Consider the following 23,639-nt stretch of genomic DNA (forward strand, 5'->3'; position numbering starts at 1 on the left):
AACAAAACTAATCGCCCTAAAACATCGAGACAAAAAATGTTTAATAAAGTGTATTGAGATACTAACCACAATTCCGTAATATCACAACTAGTCGACTTAGACCGAAACAGAACAACGCGCGCACTTATTTTTATAACGCATGCTCATTGAGCCGTAATATGTGGATACTTCATGGATGGCCAGCACTTAAGCCCGGCACAACTTGATAAGCTCCGTAAAACAGCCGTCACCTTGCGGTTGCAAAAAAAGAGCTTAAACGAGATTCAACTCCAAACGGGGTTGAGCCATCCTACTATTATTTCGGCCTACAAAAAGTTTCTCAAAGGCGGCTGGCAAGCGCTGCAATCCCAACCGCGCGGGCGACCAAGCGGCAGCCAGCACATCAAGCAGCCCGCTTTGGCACCGCTTATATCCGAACTACTTACACAGACATATGCCACACAAAACGGTTCGGATAAAAAACTATGGGATATTGGCTCAATACACCAATGGATTGCAGATCGCAGCGCTCATAGCACGTCAGAAAAAACAACATCACGCTACCTCAAGAGCATAGGGTTGCTGCCTGCGCCAGAGTCATTAAACACGACCCGACAAGCTGTATTGCGCGCCGCAAATCACCTGCAAGCCAATAGTCCTAATCTAGACGCCTCCTGCCCTCCCAATAAGCAGGATAAGCGCCGCATTTTTGTCATTGGGTTACGTAGTTTCGTCCTAGACCACGAGGCCGGACACAACGGCTATCAGCTGTATGCGCGCGACACTAAAAATCGCATCCAGTGGGCTCATAGCCACCGCTCGTTAACAAGTACAGATCTCGTCGAATTCTTGAGCCACTTAAATGCTCAAGAAGCTGAAGGGATGATCTTAGTGATCAAGGTGCCGTTTTATCATCGTCACACTGAGTTACTTCAGTGGCAGAGCGATCACCCAGAGTCACTCATCATTCCCTCTCAACACCTGGCCAACATAACGGCCAACGATTTAAAAAAAGAGCCAGAGGATCCCTCTGCTCGACCACATCACACAGTAAACCAATCTCAACATTCAACCCCGGGGAAGGATATGCCATTAACACACTTACAACGCCTGGAAGCGGAGAGCATCCAGATCATGCGGGAAGTTGTCGCTGAGACAGAAAACCCTGTCATGCTTTACTCGATCGGTAAAGACAGCGCCGTCATGCTACACATTGCCATGAAAGCGTTTTACCCATCGCTGCCGCCATTTCCACTTTTGCATGTTGATACGCGCTGGAAATTCCAAGAGATGTATCGCTTCCGTGACAAAATGGTAGAAGACCTCGGCCTCAAGTTGATTACCCACATCAACCCAGAAGCTATCGAAAAAGACATCAACCCATTTACCCACGGCTCAGCAATTCATACCGACATCACTAAGACCGAAGGTCTAAAACAAGCCCTAAACGAATACGGCTTTGATGCGGCATTCGGTGGTGCACGCCGTGATGAAGAAAAATCACGTGCTAAAGAACGTATCTTCTCTTTCCGTACAGCCGATCACCGCTGGGACCCTAAAAACCAACGGCCCGAGCTGTGGAAACAATACAACGCGCGTAAGCACAAAGGCGAATCGATTCGTGTATTCCCGATCTCTAACTGGACTGAGTTAGACATCTGGCAATACATTCATTTAGAGAACATTCCGATTGTGCCTTTGTACTACTCAGCCGAGCGTCCGGTAGTTGAGCGCGATGGCACATTAATCATGGTCGACGATGAGCGCATGCCTCTTCGCGATGGCGAAGTCCCTATGATGAAGAAAGTGCGCTTCCGCACCTTAGGCTGCTACCCACTAACCGGTGCTGTTGAATCCGAAGCAGACACCCTACCTGCGATCATCCAAGAAATGCTGCTCACCAATACCTCTGAGCGCCAAGGCCGAATGATCGATCACGACTCCGCCGCATCCATGGAGAAGAAAAAGCAGGAGGGCTACTTCTAATGGCACACGTATCCGATTTAATCTCAACTGATATCGATCAGTACCTAAAAAATCACGAAAACAAGAGCCTACTGCGCTTTATCACCTGCGGTAGCGTTGATGATGGCAAAAGCACCCTAATTGGTCGCTTGCTATACGAATCAAAAATGTTGTTTGAAGATCAGCTTGCCGCTGTCGAATCAGACTCTAAAAAGTTTGGTACTCAAGGCGACGACATCGACTTCGCACTGCTTGTTGACGGCCTAGCAGCAGAACGCGAGCAAGGGATCACAATCGATGTTGCATACCGCTTCTTCTCGACTGATCGCCGCAAATTTATCGTAGCCGATACCCCAGGGCACGAGCAGTACACGCGCAACATGGTCACTGGTGCGTCTACGGCTGATGTCGCCATCTTGATGGTTGATGCTCGCAAAGGCATCCTTACACAAACCAAGCGCCACAGCTATTTAGCGTCATTGATCGGCATTCGCCACGTGATTGTTGCCATCAACAAAATGGACTTGGTGGATTATTCTGAAAAGACCTATAACCAGATCGTAGAAGATTACACCACTTTCTCCAAGCAGCTAGGAATTGAGAACATCACCTTTATTCCTATGTCTGCGTTTAAAGGCGATAACATCACTGACCCAAGCCCTAAAATGCCGTGGTATCGCGGTACAACGCTGATGGGTTACCTAGAAACGGTCGAGATTGATGACGAGCGAATGAAAAGCACGCCATTCCGTCTGCCGGTACAGTGGGTTAACCGCCCTAACCTCGACTTCCGAGGCTTCTCCGGCCAAATCTCAGGTGGCGCCGTGAAACCGGGCGATCGCATTCGTGTATTACCTTCGGGTAAAGAGAGCACCGTAGCACGCATAGTTACACTAGATGGCGACCTAGAAGAAGGCGTGGCAGGCCAGTCCGTAACCATCACACTTGAAGACGAGATTGATATCTCCCGTGGTGACCTGCTCGTAGAAGCGTCAGAACCGGCTGAAGTTGCCAAACAATTTGAAACTACCATCATCTGGATGCACGAAGAGCCGTTATTGCCCGGCCGAACTTACCTCATGAAGGTCGGCACTAAAACGGTTTCTGCAACGCTAACGGATATTAAGTATCAAGTTAACGTCAACACGATGGAACACATTGCGGCTAAAAAGCTCGAACTCAACGGCATTGGTGTGTGCACCATTAGCTTAGACCAAGCAATCGCGTTCGACGCTTACAGCAACAACCAAGATACGGGCGGTTATATCCTCATCGACCGCCTAAGCAACAACACCGTTGGTGCTGGCTTGCTCAACTTCGCCTTACGTCGTAGCCAAAACATCGTTATGCAACACGTGGATGTGGATAAAGAAGCACGCTCAACCATTAAGCAGCAAAAGCCCTGTATCCTTTGGCTAACAGGCTTATCCGGTGCGGGCAAATCAACCATTGCCAACTTAGTTGAGAAAAAGCTCTACAGCATGGGTCACCACACCTATTTGTTAGATGGCGATAACATCCGCCACGGCCTCAATAAAGATCTTGGCTTTACCGATGGCGACCGCGTCGAAAACATCCGTCGCATCTCCGAAATCGCACGCCTTATGGTTGATGCAGGCTTGATCGTAATCAGCGCCTTTATCTCGCCTTTCCGTTCAGAGCGCGACATGGCTCGCAGTATGGTTGAAGACGGTGAGTTCATCGAAGTGCATGTAAATACACCACTAAACGTAGCAGAAGACCGCGACGTAAAAGGCTTGTATAAAAAAGCACGCAAAGGTGAGCTGAAAAACTTTACCGGTATCGATTCACCGTATGAAGCACCAGAGAACCCTGAATGCCGCTTGGACACCACCAACGTCACGCCGGAAGAATGTGCCGATAAGGTGATTGAGTACATGCAAGAACGTGGATATATTTAATCAAGTAAAATTGATTAATACATACAAAAAAGCCGCTCAATGAGCGGCTTTTTTAGTGCACATAATTACCTAGCAGCCTTCTTCTAATAGTTTTAGATCCGATGGTGCATCTAGCGTAGTAGGTTTAAACGAAGAAAAATCAGCATAATAATCGCGATGGTTACATTCAATTACGGTCATGAACTTAGCAATCTCGAACCTACCCTCTTTTGTATAGGTTCCTACTTTTTGACTAATAACTTCATACTCGTCTTCACCAAATATTTCTCTTATCGCATCTAATCGACCATCAGAAAAATCTAAATAGTTTAGATTGATAACGATCGCATCTTGAACATTTTCACCATCAAGCAGCTGATTCAACTCAGTTGCAAAAGGATCCGTTTCTACAATCAGATACAATTGTAAAGCATAGGTAATATCATCATCTAATGCGGTTCGCTTCCAATGAGCCACTGCAGTGCCATCAAGAATAACAGGCTGCTCAGCCGTTACTTGGTAGTTTTCTTCATTTTTTACAAAGTTAACTTCAGCAAAAGCAGATAACGAACAGCTTACGAGTAAAGCAGCAATTAATTTATTCAACATTTTAAGAGAACTCTTCCGTGATAATGACTTGAGAGCTATTTATATCACAAGCCTGTAGGTGCTTGATCAACTCTTGAACTTTCACTCCACTTTTATTCACATGATTAGGCCCTTTTGACGCTCCTGGCAATAAACAGCCTTCCGTATCGGATGCGCTATTGCCTCTATGAATTAGAATTTGTCGGGAAGCAGGGACTTCGTCGTTAAACAGCTTAGGTAGAATTTTTTTAAACCTAGCACTTGAGTGCCACATAAGACTATAACTGCCAGCAGGTATACGACGATCTAGGTTTGGAAGGGTTGTTGAAGGACCTTTTTCTTCAAGCATATAGCCTGAGATATCCGCGTCATCAACTGTATACTCAGAAATAGTAGATGAAGGCGTTTGCCACTTGCGGACAACTCGAATAGTACAACCGTTTTGATCAGCCATTATTCACTCCTTGAATAGACTGTTAATAGAATTGAAAAGCGAGCCTAACAAATCATTAAGCCCACCTCAACAACGCGCTTATGTTAAAACTTAAATCCTAAAAATTTTAAAAAGTTACGCTTAGTTCTTAATAACTTTGTAGAAAAGCTCACTTGATGATCCTCCTTAGATATAAGATGAATAATCTCTTCTACTTCACAAGGCTGCCCGTCATTACCTGCATAAACAGGGTATTTTACGAGTGCACAAAAAAGTAAAGTCTCCAGGTCTATCCGCCTTTCACGCCTAGAGCAAGTGTAGTGATCATGTGTCAGCCCCCATCCAGCATAAAAGGGCATACCATAAGTAAACACAGGAATATTACGAAGCAATGCCTCAAAGCCCGCCAATGACGTTATCGTATGAACCTCATCCACTTGCCCAAAAATATCCAAAATAGAACCTTTTTCGACAAGCTGATCATAAAAGCAGCCTTCTTTAACCGCCCCAGGTCGCGCACTGACTAACGTATCAGGATGGGGTTTATAAATGATAAAACTTTGTGGATTATTTTCTCTGACTAGTGCTAATAGCTTTTCATTTGTCTGGATTACCGAGGCACCACGTAATATGGAGTGATCAGACTCAACCTGCCCCACCACTAATATGGTTTTCTGACCATTGGACTCAATGGTCGGCTTAATCGATAAGTCTATGTTGTACTTGTTAACACGATGCTCAATCAATAACGTTTTTAATGCTCGAGCTCTCTCATACTCATCACGCGTTAGCTCATAATGACTAATAATAGACTCAAGGTCACTAGCACAGGATGAGTCGTAATATATACCTTGGCTATCAAATACTAAGGAAAGGGGTCTGATATGATCAGCCCCAAGCCCAGATGACCTAATAAAACCATCTTCAAAAAAGAAAAAATTACTTTCATGGCGGTATTTAGCCACGAAGTCGTTATGAATATCATTAGCCCAAAAAAAATAATCTACCGACTTATGGTAGCGGATGTTCTTTTCAGACTTATAAATGACGACTGAGTCATAATCCTTTAGATACTCCCTAACATACGGGTTTTTCCAAGACTTTCTGAGGACTACTATTGCTTTTTTCACGTAGAAAAAACCTGCTGATAAAGGCTCAGGAAAGCAGCCTTTAGATAAAAACGACTCAATAAATTAGGGTGTTAGCACCTTAACACCCTTCAGCGCCTTAACCACGATAGCCTCAGCGACTGCCTGATCACCTGACTCGGCATAACAACGCAGTTCAGGTGCATTACCTGACGGGCGAAGGTGCACAATATCACCTGAAGCTAACGTCAACCGCAAGCCATCCGTTGTATCAACAGCATCGATTGTTTCAGTAAAGCCTATCTTACTCAGCAACACTTCGGGCTGCTCGGCACCAGCGGTTAATAGCTCACGGCTCCACTGTGTAGGCACATCTTTTATACGATCACTCGCGGTATAGCGAGCAGGTAAGCTGGCCACTAACTCGGACAATAATTTGCCAGCAGAAGCTGCACCGGCAATTAAGACGATACCAGGCAACAACGCATCTCGTGTGGGTAACGCCTTGAGTACTTGGCCGTTTAGCTCAACATCCGAGCCTAGAATAAAACCGCCGTTGGCCTCGAAACCCGCTAGCCGCTTGAACTCGGCCGCAAGGGCTTCAAACGCAGCGATAACATAAGGCGAACCTATGCGCGTACGTACCACTTTTTCGAAACTATTAGACTTTTCAATCGCCGTATTACAACTAACCGGCACCGCCAATGCTTGAATGTTAAGTAATTGCGCACAGAGTAACCCCACAATATCACCGCGTAGCCACTCTCCTGTTTCATCCGCAATCAGAGGACGATCACCATCGCCATCGGTAGAGAAAATCGCATCTAATTGATGCTCAGCAGACCATTGACGTGCCTTAACACGATCCTCTTCGGCAACGGCTTCGGTATCGATAGGTACAAAGGTATCGGTGCGCTCAAGAGAGATAACTTCAGCACCCAATGATGCAAAAATGGCGGCGTAAAGATCGCGTCCGGCACTGGAATGTTCATAAATCCCAATGCGTTTACCTGCAAGAACATGATCAGCATATAGCCCAGCATTACGCTGTGTATATCGTTCCGCGGCCAATGTAGATATCGCCGGTAACGCATGCTCAACAGCGCCAATGTAACTGACATTAAACCCTAAAATAGCCGCCTCATCTGCTTTAGTGATTTCACCATCAGGGCGGTAAAATTTAAGGCCATTTCTATCAAAAGGAATATGACTGCCAGTCACCATAATGGCCGGCATTTTGTCTTGCATGGCTTGGTATGCCAATGCAGGCGTAGGCACTACACCGTAGTAATAGACAGCTAAACCTAGCTGTTTAATTACCCCTGCACATGCCTCAGCGATGGCTGGGCTACTGGGGCGGTTATCAATAGCTAAAACAACCCCCGAAAACTCATACTCCGATTGCATTTGTTCAACAAACGCTTGAGTAAACGCACCGCACACCTCGGGCGTAAAATCATCCACTAAGCCACGCGCACCGCTCGTACCAAATTGAATATTTGAGTTAGCAATAATGTCCGAACACTGAGTCATCATATCGTCACAGATCCATGTTGAAGTTGGCGTTTAGGCTTATAGAAACATCATACCTAAGTGAATATTAAAATAGCAGGTCGCGTTGCTGTGTTAACAATGCAATTGTGTCTTCTATTTCGCAACGCTGGCCCGATTGTGGGTTTATAAAGCGACAATAGCGGATATACGCCGCATCAAAAACAGCCTCTAACGACCGCTCAACACTGCGCCGCGCACACGACTGGGAATCTTCTGTTAGCCCCCACCCGGCATAAAACGGCATTCCAAAACAATGCACACGCTTGCCAGCTAACAAAGCCTCAAAGCCTAGCTGACTCGTTACTACATACACATCACTCACCACATCAAGAACCGACCAAGGGTTACAAGCATCAGATAACAATGTGCAGCCTAAATGTTGAGCCAACTCCACCAAATGGCCTTGTTTTTTACCCGCAAGCACATCCGGGTGGATTTTAACCCAAATTTCGGCATCAGGATGGTTTGCCTTCGCCTGCTCTAGCATTAGCTTAAAACTATGCTCGCTCGCCAACCCATAACGAATGGAGGCATCACCCGCCGTTTGATCGACCACCAAAATACGCTGTTTATCCGAAGGCGCAAACACGACTTCTGGCGCTTGATTATATTTGGACAGACGATGTTCACGAATTAGCGCCATACAACGACGGGCACGAATGACCTGCTCATCAGATAAGGCTGACTCGAAGATGAAGCGCTCAAGATCACTAGGCCGGGTAGCGTCATAGTAGATACCGCTATAATCCACTACCAAGCTGTGAGGCACATCTCCATCGACACCCAATCCAACCGATCGCAAAAAGCCATCTTCTAAAGCGATATAAGGTAAGCTTTTTTTTGCAGCAAAACGACGGGCTTCATCACTAGTGGGTCTAAGCCCCCAACCAACAACCCCCGTGTAACTGAATAAAAAAGGAATATATAATTTATAGATAATTCGCTCAGCTAAGAAAAGCCGCAAAGCTCTTTGTCGATTAATACCGGGCGAAAACGTCAAAAGCATAAATTACCCCTGAGCTAAGCTATTAACGCTTAACCTAGCGTTTTCCAGCATCTGATCACGCTTAGCGGTATTACCGGCCAACTCTAAAATAGCATTGACCCATGATAGTTTCTCCATATTCAACAAATAGCCATTCCTTCCATGAGTAACCACTTCGGAATATTGAGAAGCTTCAGCGTATATACCGACGGCACCTGCTTGAGTAATGTCAAAGAATTTTGTGTATGAGCGCGCATGATTAAAAGGCTCATCTAGCAGTGGAGCTAATCCAATAGCGCGACCTGGTTGAGCAATCCAACGAGTATAGGTCTCCCAAGACATAGGATGAGAAACGACTGTTCTGGGTAGAGATTTATATTGTTTATTAACTTCTTTCCCACCAATGATTTCGAAGCTGATTCGCTCATCCTGCTCTAGCACTGATTTCATAACATCATAAAGCCAATGAATCTCACGTTTATGACTAGACGAACCATGATAAAACACAGTAATCACTTCCGTCGGCTGAGCCATAGGCCGGGGTAAGACTTGAACAGGCTGCCAACTTTGGTACTTTTCCATCAAATGGGGTGTCGATAGCCATAAGCTAGCATCCATTGATCTAAGCCAAGCCTGATGCTTAAAAGCCAATTTATATAGCTTATGACGATAACGAAACGGGGTGCCTTTTGTCGCGGAAAGATCAAACAAGTCATCATCCATAAAGAAGACTAAATCAACCAATTGAGCGCGATGCTGATTTAAAAAGCGCTTCCAACTTGCAGAAAGATACCTAACAAATACCACTGAGAATGTACTGTTTGCCTTTAACTTCGGTAACTCATGCAGCGACAACTTAATCACATCTCTTCCCTGCCCTAAAAAGGCAGGCAAGATATATAAATCCGTAGTGGGGTTGGGTCTTTCTTCAACAATGTAAATTTTATCGCAAGGGTTAATCATTTAGCGCGCAACCAGGGTTTATTTACCCTCGGGGCATTGCTCAAAGTGAAGTCAGGCCGAGAATAGTTAAGGTTAGGGTTATAAAATGGGTCGTGATTCATTATTGGTTTCCAACGACTACGCATATAATCTGCTTCGCGTTTAGCTCTTGCCGCCTTTTCGGGGCTGTCGTCTTTCCCACGAGAGACAGACTCATGATGATAAAGCTTGGCGTAAGGCGTAAACACTACACGCAAGCCTGCTTCTCGCACACGCAAACAAAAATCAACATCGTTAAAAGCGACCGCTAGATTTTCTTCGTCCAGACCACCTAGCTGCTCCCAAACTTGCCGTGAAACCATAAGACAAGCCGCCGTCACAGCTGATAAATCCTGAGCAATAATAGCTCTACCAAAATAACCTGGGTCATCCTCATCAAGCCGTGAGTGAAAGTGATCTGCACAGCCACCTGGCCCAACGGCATCACCTGCATGTTGCACACGTCTATCACCAAATAATAATTTAACACCTACTGCGCCAACGTTTGGCTGTTGCAGCTGCCCTAGCATGACCTCTAACCACTGATCCGAAATAACTTCCGTATCATTATTTAGAAGCACAATCACGTCGCCTTTAGAGTGCTTAACCGCAAAATTATTAATAGCCGAATAATTAAAAGGGAAGTTATACGGCACCACCGAAACATTCTCATAGCGAGATACTTTTTCAAAAAAAGCATGCGTTTCTGGTTCCACGCTTTCGTTATCAGCAATCACAATTTCAAAGTTTTTATAGGTCGACTGCGTTAAGACACTCATCACACTTCGCTCAAGATGGTGTAATGTATCTCGCGTGGGGATAATAATAGATATCAAGGGTTCCTTGATCGGTGTATAAACCACCTTATGGTATTTATGATTCAGTAAGTCTAATTTGGCTTCAATTCCCGACTCATCAAGATAGTTCGAAACCATGTCTAATTGTCGGCTGCTATTTTGTAAAAACTTAATGTATTCACTTTTAGACCAGTGATATAACACCGCCGGAATATGAATTATTGGGCTGGCTTCATTCCCCGAATTCACTAACGAAAGACAACCCAAGGCCAACTGATAACAGGTTACTCCATTACCATCTTTCTTAGAAAGCAAACCTTCCAACAATGCTCTCTTGACTAGTAAAAGAGGCCCCATGTAGGGTGTAGCTAGCAATAACTCGGGCGACCAATCAGGTTTAAAACACGGTTCTACACGAGCTTCATTGTCTAGTATTAAGTCGTGGTCACTATAAAACGCCAACGCATTTGGATTTTCATTGATGGCTGTTGCGAACCAATAAAGCGCATGAGGCCTCAACACGACTCCGGGATCAATACATAAAACCCAATCAGATTTTAGTTGTCCAAAAGAAGTGACCCCAGCATGCGGGTACAACTGAGTATTAAAATGGTCCGTTTCAACCTGACTCTGTTCACCCAGCAATACTAAATCGATAAAGGGCGGATGCTTTATACGTTTAACAGCATTTGAAATTTTTTTAACATCACGGTTATCTAGCTCATCGAAACGAGCGATCCAGTTATCGTAAGAAATTTGAGGGCTGTACGCTCTAAAGCCGCCCGACAAAGCGTATGCACCTTTCAAGCTAACAAAGGGCGTATACCAACGCATTCCAGACTTATACAAAACATCATATGGCTGCTTTTCAACAACAGAGATAACTCGCTTCCACATCAAATAGAGCCGTTCATGCAACTTAACTTTACGGAGTGTTAATTGATTAACACTAAAAGCCCCCGACGCTCCCGACGGCTCAAAACTAAGCGATACGACATCATCGGGAAAATGAAGTAATTCAAACAAAGTGCCTTTTAGACTTACTGGTAGCTCATAGCTATACTCTTGCTGGCTCTTAGTGATTGCCACCAAACGGCCACTAAAACCAAAACCTTGATGATTTAACGAAGCTTTGATCAACACCCAACCAGCTGGAAGACCCTCTGCTGAGGACGGATTAAGCTCAATGCGTGTCGATGGAGAAGTGACCTGCCACTCATCTACTTCAGCCTGATAACTTACACCAGGTCCTTCTATTAAATTAAGGTACACTTTTATTTTACTTCCTTGGCAGTTTTAAATATAAATGCCTACTACAGCGCAGCGGTCGGCAAATATTCATGCAAATCTTTTATATAAGCTAATTGGCTAGCATTTGAAGTACTTTTACTGGCTTTATAAATAGCCTGCCTTTTATCAACAGGCATCTGAGAAAGCTTCTCTTGCAAGGTATTGCGCAGCTGATAGCCTGTTTCCGGCGCTTTCACTATAAATCGGGCATTAGTTTGCGCTATGAGGTAGTCCGGTTTTATTAATTCGATAACCGACTCATCAATACTTCCAGCCGTATGTATAAATATTACCTCGCTAAAAATTCGCGAGAGGTAATCAAACATCGAATAAGAAGATGAAGAGCCAAACACCAAGCAAACCTTTTGCACAATAGCCCCAGGATGATGCAGCACTAAAATTCGACCGAAATTTTCAAAGCCATTGTCGTAACATAAAAACTTACGATACGAAAAGCCAACTAACATCGCTTCTTCTGCCGCTTGCCTAGGAAATAGTTTATTGCCCAAGTCCCCGCCTGATTTACGTAAACGATAAGCATCGTTTGCAAACATCTGCGTTAATTTTTTTGTCCCAACGCCAAGCGCTTCAGCCACTGCGCATGAAGCAACACACGCACCATAAGGAGACCAATGAGTATCCGTGATACGAAAACTACGTATTGCAGCACGGCGTAATAATTCGACAGGATATACCAAAGGGTAATTAGGCGGTAACAAGCCCAACACCTCATCGATTGCGGTTATATCAGCTTTCACAAAGGGGTACTTTTCAGAATAAACCGACTCTTTTGCAGGAGCAATCAACAAAGCAAAAGGACACTTTCTTTGCTCCGCGATTAGCGCAGTGTTATTAAAATAATGTTTCCATCCAGACTTAACGTCTTCAGTCAGTAAAATCTTACCCGTAAACTGATCTACACTGCGGTTGGTATCGTTATCTAAAAACAGCCAACCATCTTTCCCGTGTAACACATTAAAGACACCCACCACCTGTGCAGCCATCAAATCAATAGGCAGTCCATCGACTTCTGCACCAAAATACCATTCGCCTTGCTCAATAAGAACCTGCTCACGAAAACCGCACTGCCGCTGAGGATGCTGGCTTGAAGAATCCCCTAAGACAGCCTTGATAACATCATCACGGTTTACAGCCCTTTCAAAAAAGTGATAACTGTCGCCCTGCCTAATAAAAGGTCGGACACTCGCCCCCTCTGCTGGCAGCATCCAGCCTTGAAACCAAACACCATGCTCTGTTAAATCAGCAATAGTAACGTCGACTTCATCATTCGGTAAATCCAGACACCAGCGCAGCAATTTAGAACATTGATATTGTAAAGCTTGCAACTTAAACCGATACGTACTCAAACCGCTTTTCCTTATTTAACCGAATCACAACTAACCAAAACAGGCCACTACTTTTCCAGTAGCATAGAGAAAGGTGACTCCTTAGCTAACAGCTGCTCTGCAAATTGTTGCTGCTCATAATTCTCACGTACCATATTCACAGCATTTTCAGCCGTGTTACACAACTCACTACGGTTATCGCACAGATAAAGTATTTGTTTCGCAACAGACTCAATATCTTGAAACGGCACTAAATATCCGCACTGGGGCTTAACAAGCTCTGTCAGCGCACCCCATTGATATGCTACCACACACCTTTTAGCCGCCATCGCTTCTAAAATACTGCGCCCAAATGATTCTTGTACGTGAGATAAATTCACAATAATATCCAGCACTTTTAGGGCATCAATGGCTTTATCAACATACCCGCAATAAGTTAAGTTACTAGGCAGCTCCCCATCCATGCGTAACTTTTGAACATGCGCATTGTCAGGGCCAAAAAGCTTAAAATCAGCAGGTACATTATGAGCTTGGCACCAGCGAGCTAACTCAACAAAATCATACAAGCCTTTCTTCGGTAGATTACTGCTCAGCATTCCTACAGCTAAGCGTGCCCCTAATGGCATATTACCAATACTGAACTCATCAACTCTAATCATATTAGGTACGATATAACATCGCTCATCATTGATGTATTGGGCAACGGCCAAGGAGTTGGCAATAACATGATCAGCATGTTCCAAAACAAATGAACGTACATCAGCAGCAGACGCGCCTAAAGTAGAACAAAGCGCCTCATCTTCGGGAGCTAACTCACGCGCGTGAACAACACTTGTCACATCCATTTCTTTAGCAGCGACTAAAGGCTCATAAAGCACTAAAGTATTTGTGTATAACAGAGATGCATCAAAACGGCGGATTATAGCGTTAAAAAGGCCAACGGTATCTGAGTCAGGCGCCCTCCCTTTTCGCCACCAATGATACGGCACGATGACCACTTGCTGAGCTAGCTCACGCACTCTGTCAACATAATCACTGCACATAGCGGAAGGCAAAACAGCAATTACATTCACTGTCTGAGTACTTAAAACGGATAAAACATCTAAAAAACTGCGCTCAGCACCAAACCATTGTTCAGTTACCAAATGGCCACACATGATAAGGCTAGGTGCATCGGCATAACTATGCTTACCACCCAGTATTGGAGTAAATACTAATTCTATTTTAAAATCTGTGTTTTGGTTTGATTGCCAAGCGACCAAAGGATTGCAATCAATCTCCTGATCAGGATTAGAATATCGATAACCAGAAGTGCTGAATAGAGGTCCTGGGTCTCTATTTTCACGAGCACCATGCAAACAGTAATGCTGCAAAGGCTCTAAACCCGAATCTTTCACGTCGGGATAATGTTCTAAATACCAATCCGCATCAAATAGCGGGTTAGATTGTAGTAACAACTGATCATTATGCGCTTTTTGTGCAGGCGTACCTCTACAAATCAAGTTTGGAACAGGAAACGGCCGCCTAGATGGTGAAGCTGATAAATAAAGCTGCTCTTTAGGCGTTACTTCATGCCATTTTAATGCGGCATCATGATAGTCCTTTCTGACCCCAGAGAATAACGTTCTAAGGTTCGTAGCCGACTGTTGAGTCAATGAAGCGGAATCAACCCGCCCAAAAGAAAGGGGGATACCCGATAAAACCTCTTTAATTGAAAGCCCCCCAAAAATACGCAAGATACGATAATAATATTCAGTATCTGCACTTACAGATACGCAATCCCAGTATCCAATTTTCTTAACAAGACTAGAACGAAACATTAAGGAAGATGTGTTCCGAAAAATCCAGCCATCTTCCATGCGCCATCGTTGAAAATTAAATTGATTATCACATCGTACCCAATGCGAGATACTGCCTTGCAGTGAAGGGTCATTTTGTAACGCTTGGGCCTGTACTCTCAACTTGTCAGGGTGAGACCAATCATCACTGTCATGTACCGTAATAAAATGACCTTTAGCTTGCTGTAACGCCGTATTTCTGGCGGCATATGCTCCCTGATTAACACTATGCGATATCAGACGAATACGCTTATCCTTTCTAGCCCATTCTCCAACCACCTTAACAGACTGGTCCGTTGAACAATCATCGACGACAAGAATCTCAATGTTTCTCCAACTTTGCTGGAGCAGGCTAGACAAAGCAGTACCAATAGTCGATTCAGCATTAAAACAGGGGATAATCACCGTCACTTTTTTGCGCTGTAGTAGCCAGTTAGCGAAATTATCTTTTTTTGAGTAACTAGAAAAAGGCAAGCTATCTAATGAAACTTGCTTACTGGCTGGCGTGTCGGCTGGTAACAAAAGAAGAGAAGCATCACTCCATACCTTATTTAAGGCCTGCAACTTTTCAGCCCCCTGAACAAGCATGGAATATGCAAGCTTCTTATTAGGGCTATCAACCCACCCCGAGTTTGCAAGCAATGCTTTAGCCTGCTGAATTTTATTCAACTTCACATAAGCAGTGAAAAGTAGCAACCAAGGGCTAGCCTCAGGTAAAACCGCCACACCAAGAGGCTCAGAGAAAAACAAAGGTAAGTACTGCTCCACCCTCTTCCAATCGTCAACACTGGCGTACCACCGAGCAAGCACCCAATAAGCAAGAACAGCCTCTAACTTGTTTTGACCACTACCCGCTATACAAATAACTTCGTCTAATTTTTTATCAGGTGTATCACTACTCCAAAGTACGTTATCCAAATCCAGTACATTTAAGTAACAAGGAAAACGACCTTCAAAGCGGCCATGTGATTGATAATGCTCCCAAGCATCAACTTTAGCAGACGCGACATCTGGGTATGCACTTAAATACCAAGCCTCATCAAAGTAAGCTTTAACTGTTTGATTATGCATAATTCTATTGTCCCAGATAGCTCACGTAGAGAGGCCTTTAAATTCATCAATTAACGCATTACATACTCTGGCGCGCTCACCATCTAAATGCTCAGTATTACAGAAAATATCTTTAAGCTGTTCTTGCGCGTGCATGTATTGATCGAGGAACTCTCGATTTAGATTAAATCTTTTTATTCCCATTACCGCACTATCTAACTCTTGATCATAAAGATTAAAAAAAGCAGATTTGGGTACTAATTCATGTATACGGTGTAAATCACTAGCAAAGTAGATGGGGACAGACAACAGTGCAAAAGCATCGAATATTTTCTCTGATATATAATTAACCTGATGTGTATTCTCAAGCGCAGAAATAAACCTACTTTTCTTATCTAAACAACTTAACTTATCTAAATGCCAGTCAACTAAGCTTTGGCGAACCTGAGATTGAGGCCACCCCTTCCCCATAACGAAGCTACTATCTGAAGCCAGAGCTTCTGTTAATCGTGTTCTAATATCCGACAACCCATAAACATCTAAACTTTCCCTAACAGAATCAAATTCATTCCCTCTCCTGTATTGAGCCATAGCCGCATAGTGATATTCGTATTGTCGCCAACGTGATTCTATTTCACTACGGTTTAATTTTGAGTTTCGAGAAAACAACATGGCATATCGTGAAAAAAAATTATTATCCGTAGTAATAAAATATGGGATTTTCAGAAACGAGAAAATATTAGATGTAGAATGATTAAGGTAAGTATACTTTATTTCTTCACCTTCAATTAATATACTTTGCGAACGCACACTAAAGTCCCCTCCCCAAAGCATATCCCAATAAGGTTCTTCACTAACAACCGTTATTTTTATATTCGGATTTGTAGCCATACATTCTAGAATCATACCCGAGCAGTCTAGAAAATCAGCCGAGGTCCCGAAAACCAATATATCCGCATGCTCAGGTTTAGAACAGTATGTAAATGAATTCTCTAAGATTCTTTTATATACTGGATAATAAAAAGGTGTTTTATTGGAGCGGCGGCCCATTAAGAAAACATTCAACGCAAGAACCACCCTTTGGGTTCTACTACATTAAATATGTCTTGTGAAATCTCGCTAAATTCTCTTTTTTTTAGCATAGATATTATGGATTCTCTAAGATAACCATCATGTTGTGTTTCATTATATGTAGTATCATAATCGATTAGCAACCGACTAAGGAAACCTATTAATACAAGTTTATCAGGTAACCCTCTATCTACTAAACTTCTTAGACTGTTGGTTAAAATCTGTTGCCTTTGGCGCAAGTCGTCAGGAGAAACAAAGAACGTTAATAAATCGGTAACAAGCAGTTCTTTTCCATATGCGAAGTTCAACTGCTGTATAGCTTGTATCTTTGCATCTAGTTTTTTCTTGTCTTTTACTATGTCAAACAAGCTGTAATATAAAATCTCTGACTTAAACTGTTGGCTATCCACTAAGTACAGCGCTGCATGCCAAAGCTTTGGGTTTCCCGGCAAAAAAAACTGCCCCGTTGGAAGAACAGGTATAAAGCCTTTAGCAATAATGGACCAAATGGCAGACAAGGGCATATCAACGGTCCAGCCACAAGGTACAAATATATCCACCCCAAAATCGGAATGAATACGATCTACCACATCTATAACACATTTAGCTTGATCAAAAATAGAAAGTTCATTTTTTCTATTTTCATTTAGCGCTGCATAAAAAGAGTCGTGATGAGGGAAAGGGTGCACTTCTATGCGACATTTCTGATTTATCACTCTTGGATTTACATCCGTAATAAAAAGATGAGTAACACCAACACTTTCGAATAAACGGGAATATTTAAAAGCACCAAGATGCTGACATACGGTTGCTATATTTTTATATTCTTTAGTTTTCTGTTTTAATTGATTTAAAGACTCTGCCAATTCAAGTTCTATAGAGCTATTAGACTCCATAGCTTTAAATAAAGTAGTCCAGGGAAAAGCTAAGTAAGCTCTACTTTCAGAAACAGCTAAATTGATAGTATCCAGTCTTTCAAAAGCCAGCCTTTCAACTTCTGCATCTCCCCAGACTTTTAAGTCACTTAAAATCATAGATAAGCGTTAACTATTGAAGTATTTTCAACTAAAAGTAACATTCTAATTTCTGAAACTTTTCTGATTTTCTAAAAACCATTGGTACGCAGTCTCAAGGCCTGACTCTAAATTAATTTTAGCCTCCCAACCTAGACCTTTCAGCCTTCCAACATTCATTAGCTTTCTAGGTGCGCCATCTGGCTTACTGGTGTCCCAAATAATATCGCCAACATAACCTACCACTTTGGCAACCGTCTCTGTCAGCTCTTTAATAGTACAATCAACACCAGTACCCACGTTTATATGGCTCAACATGGGTTCTGTGTTTTCATCATAAGTAGTTTTATCAAGGTTCATTACATAAATAGAAGCAGCCGCCATGTCGTCTACATGCAAGAATTCACGCATTGGCTTACCACTTCCCCAAGCAACCACCTCCTTTGCACCACTCAACTTAGCTTCATGAAAACGCCTTAATAGTGCAGGTATAACATGCGAGTTTTCAGGATGAAAGTTATCATTTGGACCGTACAAATTGGTTGGCATTACACTGCGATAATCGCGATTATGCTGGCGATTATAAGATTCACAAAGCTTAATGCCCGCTATTTTAGCAATTGCATAAGGCTCGTTAGTTGGTTCAAGTTGACCGGTTAGCAGCGCTGTTTCTTGCATCGGTTGTTCTGCTAACTTGGGGTAAATACAAGACGACCCCAAGAACAAAAGTTCTTGAATCCCAGACAAATGTGCTGAATGTATAATATTGCATTCAATCATCAGGTTTTCATAAATAAAATCAGCTGGGTATGTATTATTCGCAATAATGCCTCCAACCTTAGCCGCTGCAAGGTAAACCTGGTCTATTTTTTCATCAGAGAAAAAATCTTGAACAGCACGCTGATTAGTCAAATCTAGTTGGGATCTAGTACGAACAACAACTTCGATTCCATTATGTTGCTCAAGCTGTCGAACAATCGCCGAACCAACCATTCCGCGATGACCCGCTACAAATACTCTTTTCATGTTAGACCCTGATAACTCTTACCGTTGTAGTTTTCTACTGTCTAAAAAATAATTAAACATATTAAAGTGCTAATTAGAAAGCTTTGTCAAAAAGAGGCAGTTTGCATTTTAAAAATGCAAACTGCCAATATAAATATTTCTACTCTTTAGCAACTGAAACAGCAAATCCATTATCTCTTAATAATGCGTGCTGCTTCGCTTTACCTAAATCATGCTGAACCATTTCGGCGCACATTTCCTCAACTGTTATTTCTGGCATCCACCCTAACTTCTCTTTAGCTTTAGTCGGATCCCCAAGTAACGTTTCAACCTCAGCAGGGCGGAAGTAACGTGGGTCAACTCTAACAATTACATCACCCACTTTAACAGCATTTGCGTTATCACCTTCAACAGCCGTTACAGTAGCAATTTCATCCACTCCTTCACCACTGAACTCAAGTGTTATACCAACTTCGGCAGCAGACATCCTAACAAACTCTCTTACGGAAATTTGCTTACCGGTTGCTATAACAAAATCATCTGCTGTTTCTTGTTGCAACATCATCCATTGCATACGTACATAATCTTTTGCATGGCCCCAGTCACGCAACGCATCCATATTGCCTAAATACAAACATGGTTCCAATCCTTGGGAAATATTAGCAATTGCACGAGTTATTTTACGAGTGACAAAAGTCTCGCCGCGTCGTGGGGATTCATGGTTAAAAAGAATGCCATTACATGCATACATACCATAGGATTCACGGTAGTTAACAACAATCCAAAAAGCATACATCTTAGCTACAGCGTAGGGTGACCGCGGGTGAAAAGGAGTAGTCTCTTTTTGAGGAATTTCTTGCACTTCACCATAAAGCTCAGAAGTTGAAGCTTGATAAAATTTTGTTTTTTTCTCTAACCCTAAAAATCGAATAGCCTCCAGCAGACGCAAAGTTCCCATCGCATCTACGTCAGCAGTATATTCAGGGCACTCAAACGAAACCGCAACATGCGATTGTGCACCTAAGTTGTAAACCTCATCTGGTTCAACGTCTTTCAATATACGAGTTAGGTTTGATGAATCCGTTAAATCACCGTAATGCAAAAAGAACCGTGGATTGCTTTCATGCGGATCTTGGTAGATGTGATCAACACGCTCGGTATTAAGCGATGAAGCACGGCGTTTTATACCATGTACTTCATAACCCTTTTCTAATAGAAATTCGGCCAGATACGAACCATCTTGTCCTGTAACACCCGTTATTAATGCTTTTTTCATAATTTTAACTCTTGTATTAACCACACTAAATTAATAAAAACTAAAGAAGAAATGTAAGAAAGAGACAATAATCTCTACAATAGAAGATCAACAGCCTTCCTAAAGCTACTCACGTACTTTTCCTTTTCAAGAGAATAAGAAAAACTTAAATCGCCAATAAAATCTGAACTTTTACTAAATAGACCATCAAAACTGGCACTTGAATAAAATCTTTTAATACCTGGGAAATGAAAGGCTGTTTTATCGTCAGAAAACTTTTCGGGCATATATTGATAAACCGAAAATCCAGAATTATACATTTCATAACCAAGAGTTGAAGATATAAAAAAAACTTTTTCATAAACAAATTTTATATCTTCAACAAAATTCCTACCGGCAACTTTCATAAAACAATCAATATCAGTCTTATTATAGTAAGGGTGCGCCTTAATATCATAGCTTTTTAAGTAGCTTCTCTCAACCAAACTATCACACAACACTAAAAGCTCTTTATTGTAAAGACCATGATTAGGGCCATCCAATATAACCAAAAGAGGTCGTCTTTGTGATTTAACGTCAATATTTTTCAAAAGACGACATGGTACAGGGTGTATAACTTGGACTACCTTACTTGGATTATATTTTTTTATTAATCCTGATACATTTTCATCCCAAAAAAAGCCAAAGCGGCTCGGGCTAACACGGGTATTTACTAAATTTACATCATATTTATCTTTTGTATCATAAAAAATAGCGTGCTGTAAGGAAATAGTTTTTACCTCTTTATTTCTAGAATGCAAAAATGAGCTAATCAAAGCCTCAGTAGATTGCATATCAGCATGAAAAAAAACATTTTTCAATTGATACTTTTCAACAATAAAATCAACTACTTTATAAAGTCTATAGGACAACAAAAGCTTATCAAAAAGTAAAGATCGCGCATTATCATTAAAATCAACAAACTTATCCCTAAAAATTTTAAGAAGCATTAGAATCTCATGTGCACCTACCAAACTATTAAAAGATTCATTGAAAATCTTTACTTCCTCATATCTTTTTAGGTATTTAAATCCGGTATCTTGTATTTCTTCAGAGCCATTAGCTAATGCCGATACAGCACAATCAACCTGCCAATTATAGTCGTATCTATCTATGGTTTGGATAAATAAAGATGTGCCCACATGTACAAACCGATACTTGATTCTTTGGATAGGCGGTCTATCAGCGGCATTATCAGAAGCATTTGTGAGTGATATAAAGTCTGCCATCATACAATGTTCAAGGGGTATTTCTGCAGTATTCGAAGTTATATTTTTATAATTTATATTTTCTAATAATTTTATGAAGTTACCAGTGACTTGCATAACATCAAAATTATTAAAAGCAAAGTTTGATGCTTTACGGCCGACCAGATTATCTTCACGATCTTTATAAGATGCAATTAAAGTATCCAACCAATCTTTTTTTGTGTTGTTTGCACACACGAATGCATTTTTATTATTTTCGAGTGCAGTTCCAAAACCTACGCTGGGGAGTAAGATTGTCTTACCAAGAAACATTGACTTTACTAATCTTGATGGCAGCCTTCTTTCATCAAACTTACCTCCCCCTATTGACAAGACATACTGCGAGTTAGAAAGTACATTCAAATACTCAACATCAGTGGGTAAGTCTATAACGGAAACCCCATTTTTTCCGTTATAATTTTTCAACAAATACTCAATCAAGTTTTTAGATGTTCTTGAAAAGGAAATAGTCAATCTACAGTCATCTGATATGTTCTTAAACTCTTTCCACGCAGACAGAAAAATATCAGCATCTTCTTTAGAATAAATACTGCCACCAATAAAATAATTCAAGAAGCAATTATTATTTTTACTTTCGTTTACACTCTTTAATAAACGATCTATTTCAGGTTTCGAACATATAGGGGGTAAAGAAATAAAGTTCAATTTAGTTAAATAATTTTCCTCTATATAACTCAACCCTCCCCAAATTTTTGTGTAGCCATTTAACAAAGAAAGGGTCACCCCTTTAATATATGGATCGACAACCTTATATTTAGTATTATGTAGCTCATTTATATCCAAATTGTGAAAATCTACATTTACACCAGCCTCCAGTAAAGATGTATATTCTTCAGAATGAGCCCCTTTGTTACAGTTTAAAAAAATTGTCTCTTCATCATCTTCAAACTGTTTAATATAACCAACACCACTTCTTTTCAGGTGTAAAGAAATCAAGTCGATTTTTATTCTCGAACCAACAGAGAATACGAAATCAATATTTCTTTGTTTTACATCATGCAAATAAGAATGAAACCCATCTAAATCATTTAGAGAAGGCATTTTTAAGTTGAAAACACTTTCCCCAAACTCTCTGTTAACATACCCTTCATCATCCTCAGAAGAAACAATTGAATCAACTCCAACATTATTTAGAGAGTCTATCAAATCCAATATATATCTGGCAGAGGGACCATCTAACTTAGACGGTATCAAAAACATGATATTCATTAATTACCCTTCTAATACTTACTGCATTTTCAATATACCGATAACTTTTTCTTCATCTACAACAATCAATGAAGTTATTCTATTTTTATTCATCAAATCATATGCGACTTGTATATTGGTGTCAGGCGTAATAGTTATCGGATCTTTTACCAACAAATCTTTTGCTGTTAGATCAAAAATTTTTCTTCCATATTTTTCTGTAGCCCTACGTAAATCACCGTCAGTTATAATTGAATATCCGTCGTTGGTTGAAAATGTCAAAGCCAAGCCTAATTTACCACTTGTAATTTGATGTATAACATCAATAAGTGAATCATCTTTGCTAACGATTGGAAGATCATAAGCAATCATTTCATCTCTTACAGTGTTCAATAACCGACGCCCTAAACTACCACCTGGATGAAAACGAGCAAAATGCTCCGGACGGAAGTCCCTCTCTTCCATCAAAGCAACCGTTAGTGCATCACCCATAACAAGGGTAGCAGTTGTAGAGCTTGTAGGCGCTAGTTCCAAATGACAGGCTTCACGTGGAACTGCTACATTTAAATTACATTGCGCTCTTCTAGATAAAGTAGATTCACTATTTCCCGTGATGGCTATAATATAGTTTTTATTAGCCTCTAAAAACGGTAACAATCTTAAAAGCTCTTCTGTTTCACCAGAATATGATATAGCCAAAAAAACATCTTCAGGTTTAACCATACCTAAGTCTCCATGAAAAGCCTCCCCTGGATGCATAAAAAAACTAGGCGTTCCAGTACTAGCAAAAGATGCTGATATTTTTTTGGCTATAATTCCAGATTTACCCATACCGCATATAATAACTCTTCCACAACTACCTAATATCTCCTTCACAGCCACATTAAAGTTATTATCAAGGTTGTCCAGCATATGTTCCAAGCCTTCAATTTCTGTTTTGACTACCTTCTTAGCAACCTCAGTACTTTGCATTATATGCCCCACAGTAATGATATAGTATGAAAA

Annotated in this window: 17 protein-coding genes; 2 read left to right on the plus strand and 15 right to left on the minus strand. The window is 41.6% G+C overall.

Annotation, left to right across the window (positions count from 1 at the left end; genetic code table 11):
- Positions 1–861 precede the first annotated feature (861 nt).
- Positions 862–1,965 (plus strand): sulfate adenylyltransferase subunit CysD, encoded by a 1,104-nt coding sequence (gene cysD / locus OW491_RS15625; protein ID WP_290036883.1) that lies wholly within the window; start codon positions 862–864, stop codon positions 1,963–1,965.
- Positions 1,965–3,866: a sulfate adenylyltransferase subunit CysN gene (gene cysN, locus OW491_RS15630; RefSeq protein WP_290036820.1), complete on the plus strand. Its 1,902-nt coding sequence runs from the start codon at positions 1,965–1,967 to the stop codon at positions 3,864–3,866. Before cysD ends, cysN begins: the two co-directional genes overlap by 1 nt.
- Positions 3,867–3,935: 69 nt before the next feature.
- On the opposite strand, the gene OW491_RS15635 is transcribed toward cysN, so the two are convergent.
- The 15 genes from OW491_RS15635 to OW491_RS15705 all read right to left on the minus strand — a co-directional run bounded on the left by OW491_RS15635 (position 3,936) and on the right by OW491_RS15705 (position 23,606).
- Positions 3,936–4,454 carry a hypothetical protein gene (locus tag OW491_RS15635; RefSeq protein ID WP_290036822.1) on the minus strand — a complete coding sequence of 173 codons (519 nt, stop codon included), beginning with the start codon at positions 4,452–4,454 and terminating at the stop codon, positions 3,936–3,938.
- A gap of 1 nt (position 4,455) precedes the next feature.
- The gene (locus tag OW491_RS15640) at positions 4,456–4,887 is read right to left on the minus strand and encodes a DUF5675 family protein (RefSeq protein ID WP_178968088.1); all 432 of its coding nucleotides are present in this window, start codon (positions 4,885–4,887) and stop codon (positions 4,456–4,458) included.
- Between the two features lie 83 nt (positions 4,888–4,970).
- Complete coding sequence (locus tag OW491_RS15645; protein WP_290036824.1) at positions 4,971–5,996, minus strand: hypothetical protein; 1,026 nt, start codon at positions 5,994–5,996, stop codon at positions 4,971–4,973.
- A 63-nt stretch (positions 5,997–6,059) separates the two neighbouring features.
- On the minus strand, positions 6,060–7,490 hold the full coding sequence (locus OW491_RS15650) for a phosphomannomutase (RefSeq protein WP_290036825.1): 1,431 nt from the start codon (positions 7,488–7,490) through the stop codon (positions 6,060–6,062).
- Between the two features lie 64 nt (positions 7,491–7,554).
- Positions 7,555–8,514 (minus strand): hypothetical protein, encoded by a 960-nt coding sequence (locus tag OW491_RS15655; RefSeq protein WP_290036826.1) that lies wholly within the window; start codon positions 8,512–8,514, stop codon positions 7,555–7,557.
- 3 nt (positions 8,515–8,517) lie between these two features.
- Positions 8,518–9,456 carry a glycosyltransferase family 1 protein gene (locus OW491_RS15660; protein WP_290036827.1) on the minus strand — a complete coding sequence of 313 codons (939 nt, stop codon included), beginning with the start codon at positions 9,454–9,456 and terminating at the stop codon, positions 8,518–8,520.
- Positions 9,453–11,543 carry a glycosyltransferase family 2 protein gene (locus OW491_RS15665; protein ID WP_290036828.1) on the minus strand — a complete coding sequence of 697 codons (2,091 nt, stop codon included), beginning with the start codon at positions 11,541–11,543 and terminating at the stop codon, positions 9,453–9,455. Before OW491_RS15665 ends, OW491_RS15660 begins: the two co-directional genes overlap by 4 nt.
- A 41-nt stretch (positions 11,544–11,584) precedes the next feature.
- A complete protein-coding gene (locus tag OW491_RS15670; protein WP_290036829.1) occupies positions 11,585–12,928 on the minus strand; it encodes a hypothetical protein in 1,344 nt (447 codons plus the stop codon).
- Between the two features lie 47 nt (positions 12,929–12,975).
- Positions 12,976–15,816 (minus strand): glycosyltransferase, encoded by a 2,841-nt coding sequence (locus OW491_RS15675; RefSeq protein WP_290036831.1) that lies wholly within the window; start codon positions 15,814–15,816, stop codon positions 12,976–12,978.
- Between the two features lie 21 nt (positions 15,817–15,837).
- Positions 15,838–16,686 carry a glycosyltransferase family 10 gene (locus OW491_RS15680; protein ID WP_290036832.1) on the minus strand — a complete coding sequence of 283 codons (849 nt, stop codon included), beginning with the start codon at positions 16,684–16,686 and terminating at the stop codon, positions 15,838–15,840.
- Positions 16,687–16,856: 170 nt separating this feature from the next.
- Positions 16,857–17,900, minus strand: a complete 1,044-nt coding sequence (locus OW491_RS15685; RefSeq protein ID WP_290036834.1) for a hypothetical protein — start codon at positions 17,898–17,900, stop codon at positions 16,857–16,859.
- A gap of 45 nt (positions 17,901–17,945) precedes the next feature.
- Positions 17,946–18,905 carry a GDP-L-fucose synthase gene (locus OW491_RS15690; protein ID WP_290036835.1) on the minus strand — a complete coding sequence of 320 codons (960 nt, stop codon included), beginning with the start codon at positions 18,903–18,905 and terminating at the stop codon, positions 17,946–17,948.
- 139 nt (positions 18,906–19,044) lie between these two features.
- Entirely contained in the window at positions 19,045–20,160 is a 1,116-nt protein-coding gene (gmd, locus tag OW491_RS15695; protein WP_178968068.1) for a GDP-mannose 4,6-dehydratase, read from the minus strand.
- 74 nt (positions 20,161–20,234) lie between these two features.
- A complete protein-coding gene (locus OW491_RS15700; RefSeq protein WP_290036836.1) occupies positions 20,235–22,655 on the minus strand; it encodes a hypothetical protein in 2,421 nt (806 codons plus the stop codon).
- Between the two features lie 18 nt (positions 22,656–22,673).
- Complete coding sequence (locus OW491_RS15705; RefSeq protein WP_290036837.1) at positions 22,674–23,606, minus strand: KpsF/GutQ family sugar-phosphate isomerase; 933 nt, start codon at positions 23,604–23,606, stop codon at positions 22,674–22,676.
- Positions 23,607–23,639 lie beyond the last annotated feature (33 nt).

The sequence above is a fragment of the Neptunomonas sp. CHC150 genome, assembly GCF_030397555.1.
Classification (GTDB): domain Bacteria; phylum Pseudomonadota; class Gammaproteobacteria; order Pseudomonadales; family Balneatricaceae; genus Neptunomonas; species Neptunomonas phycophila.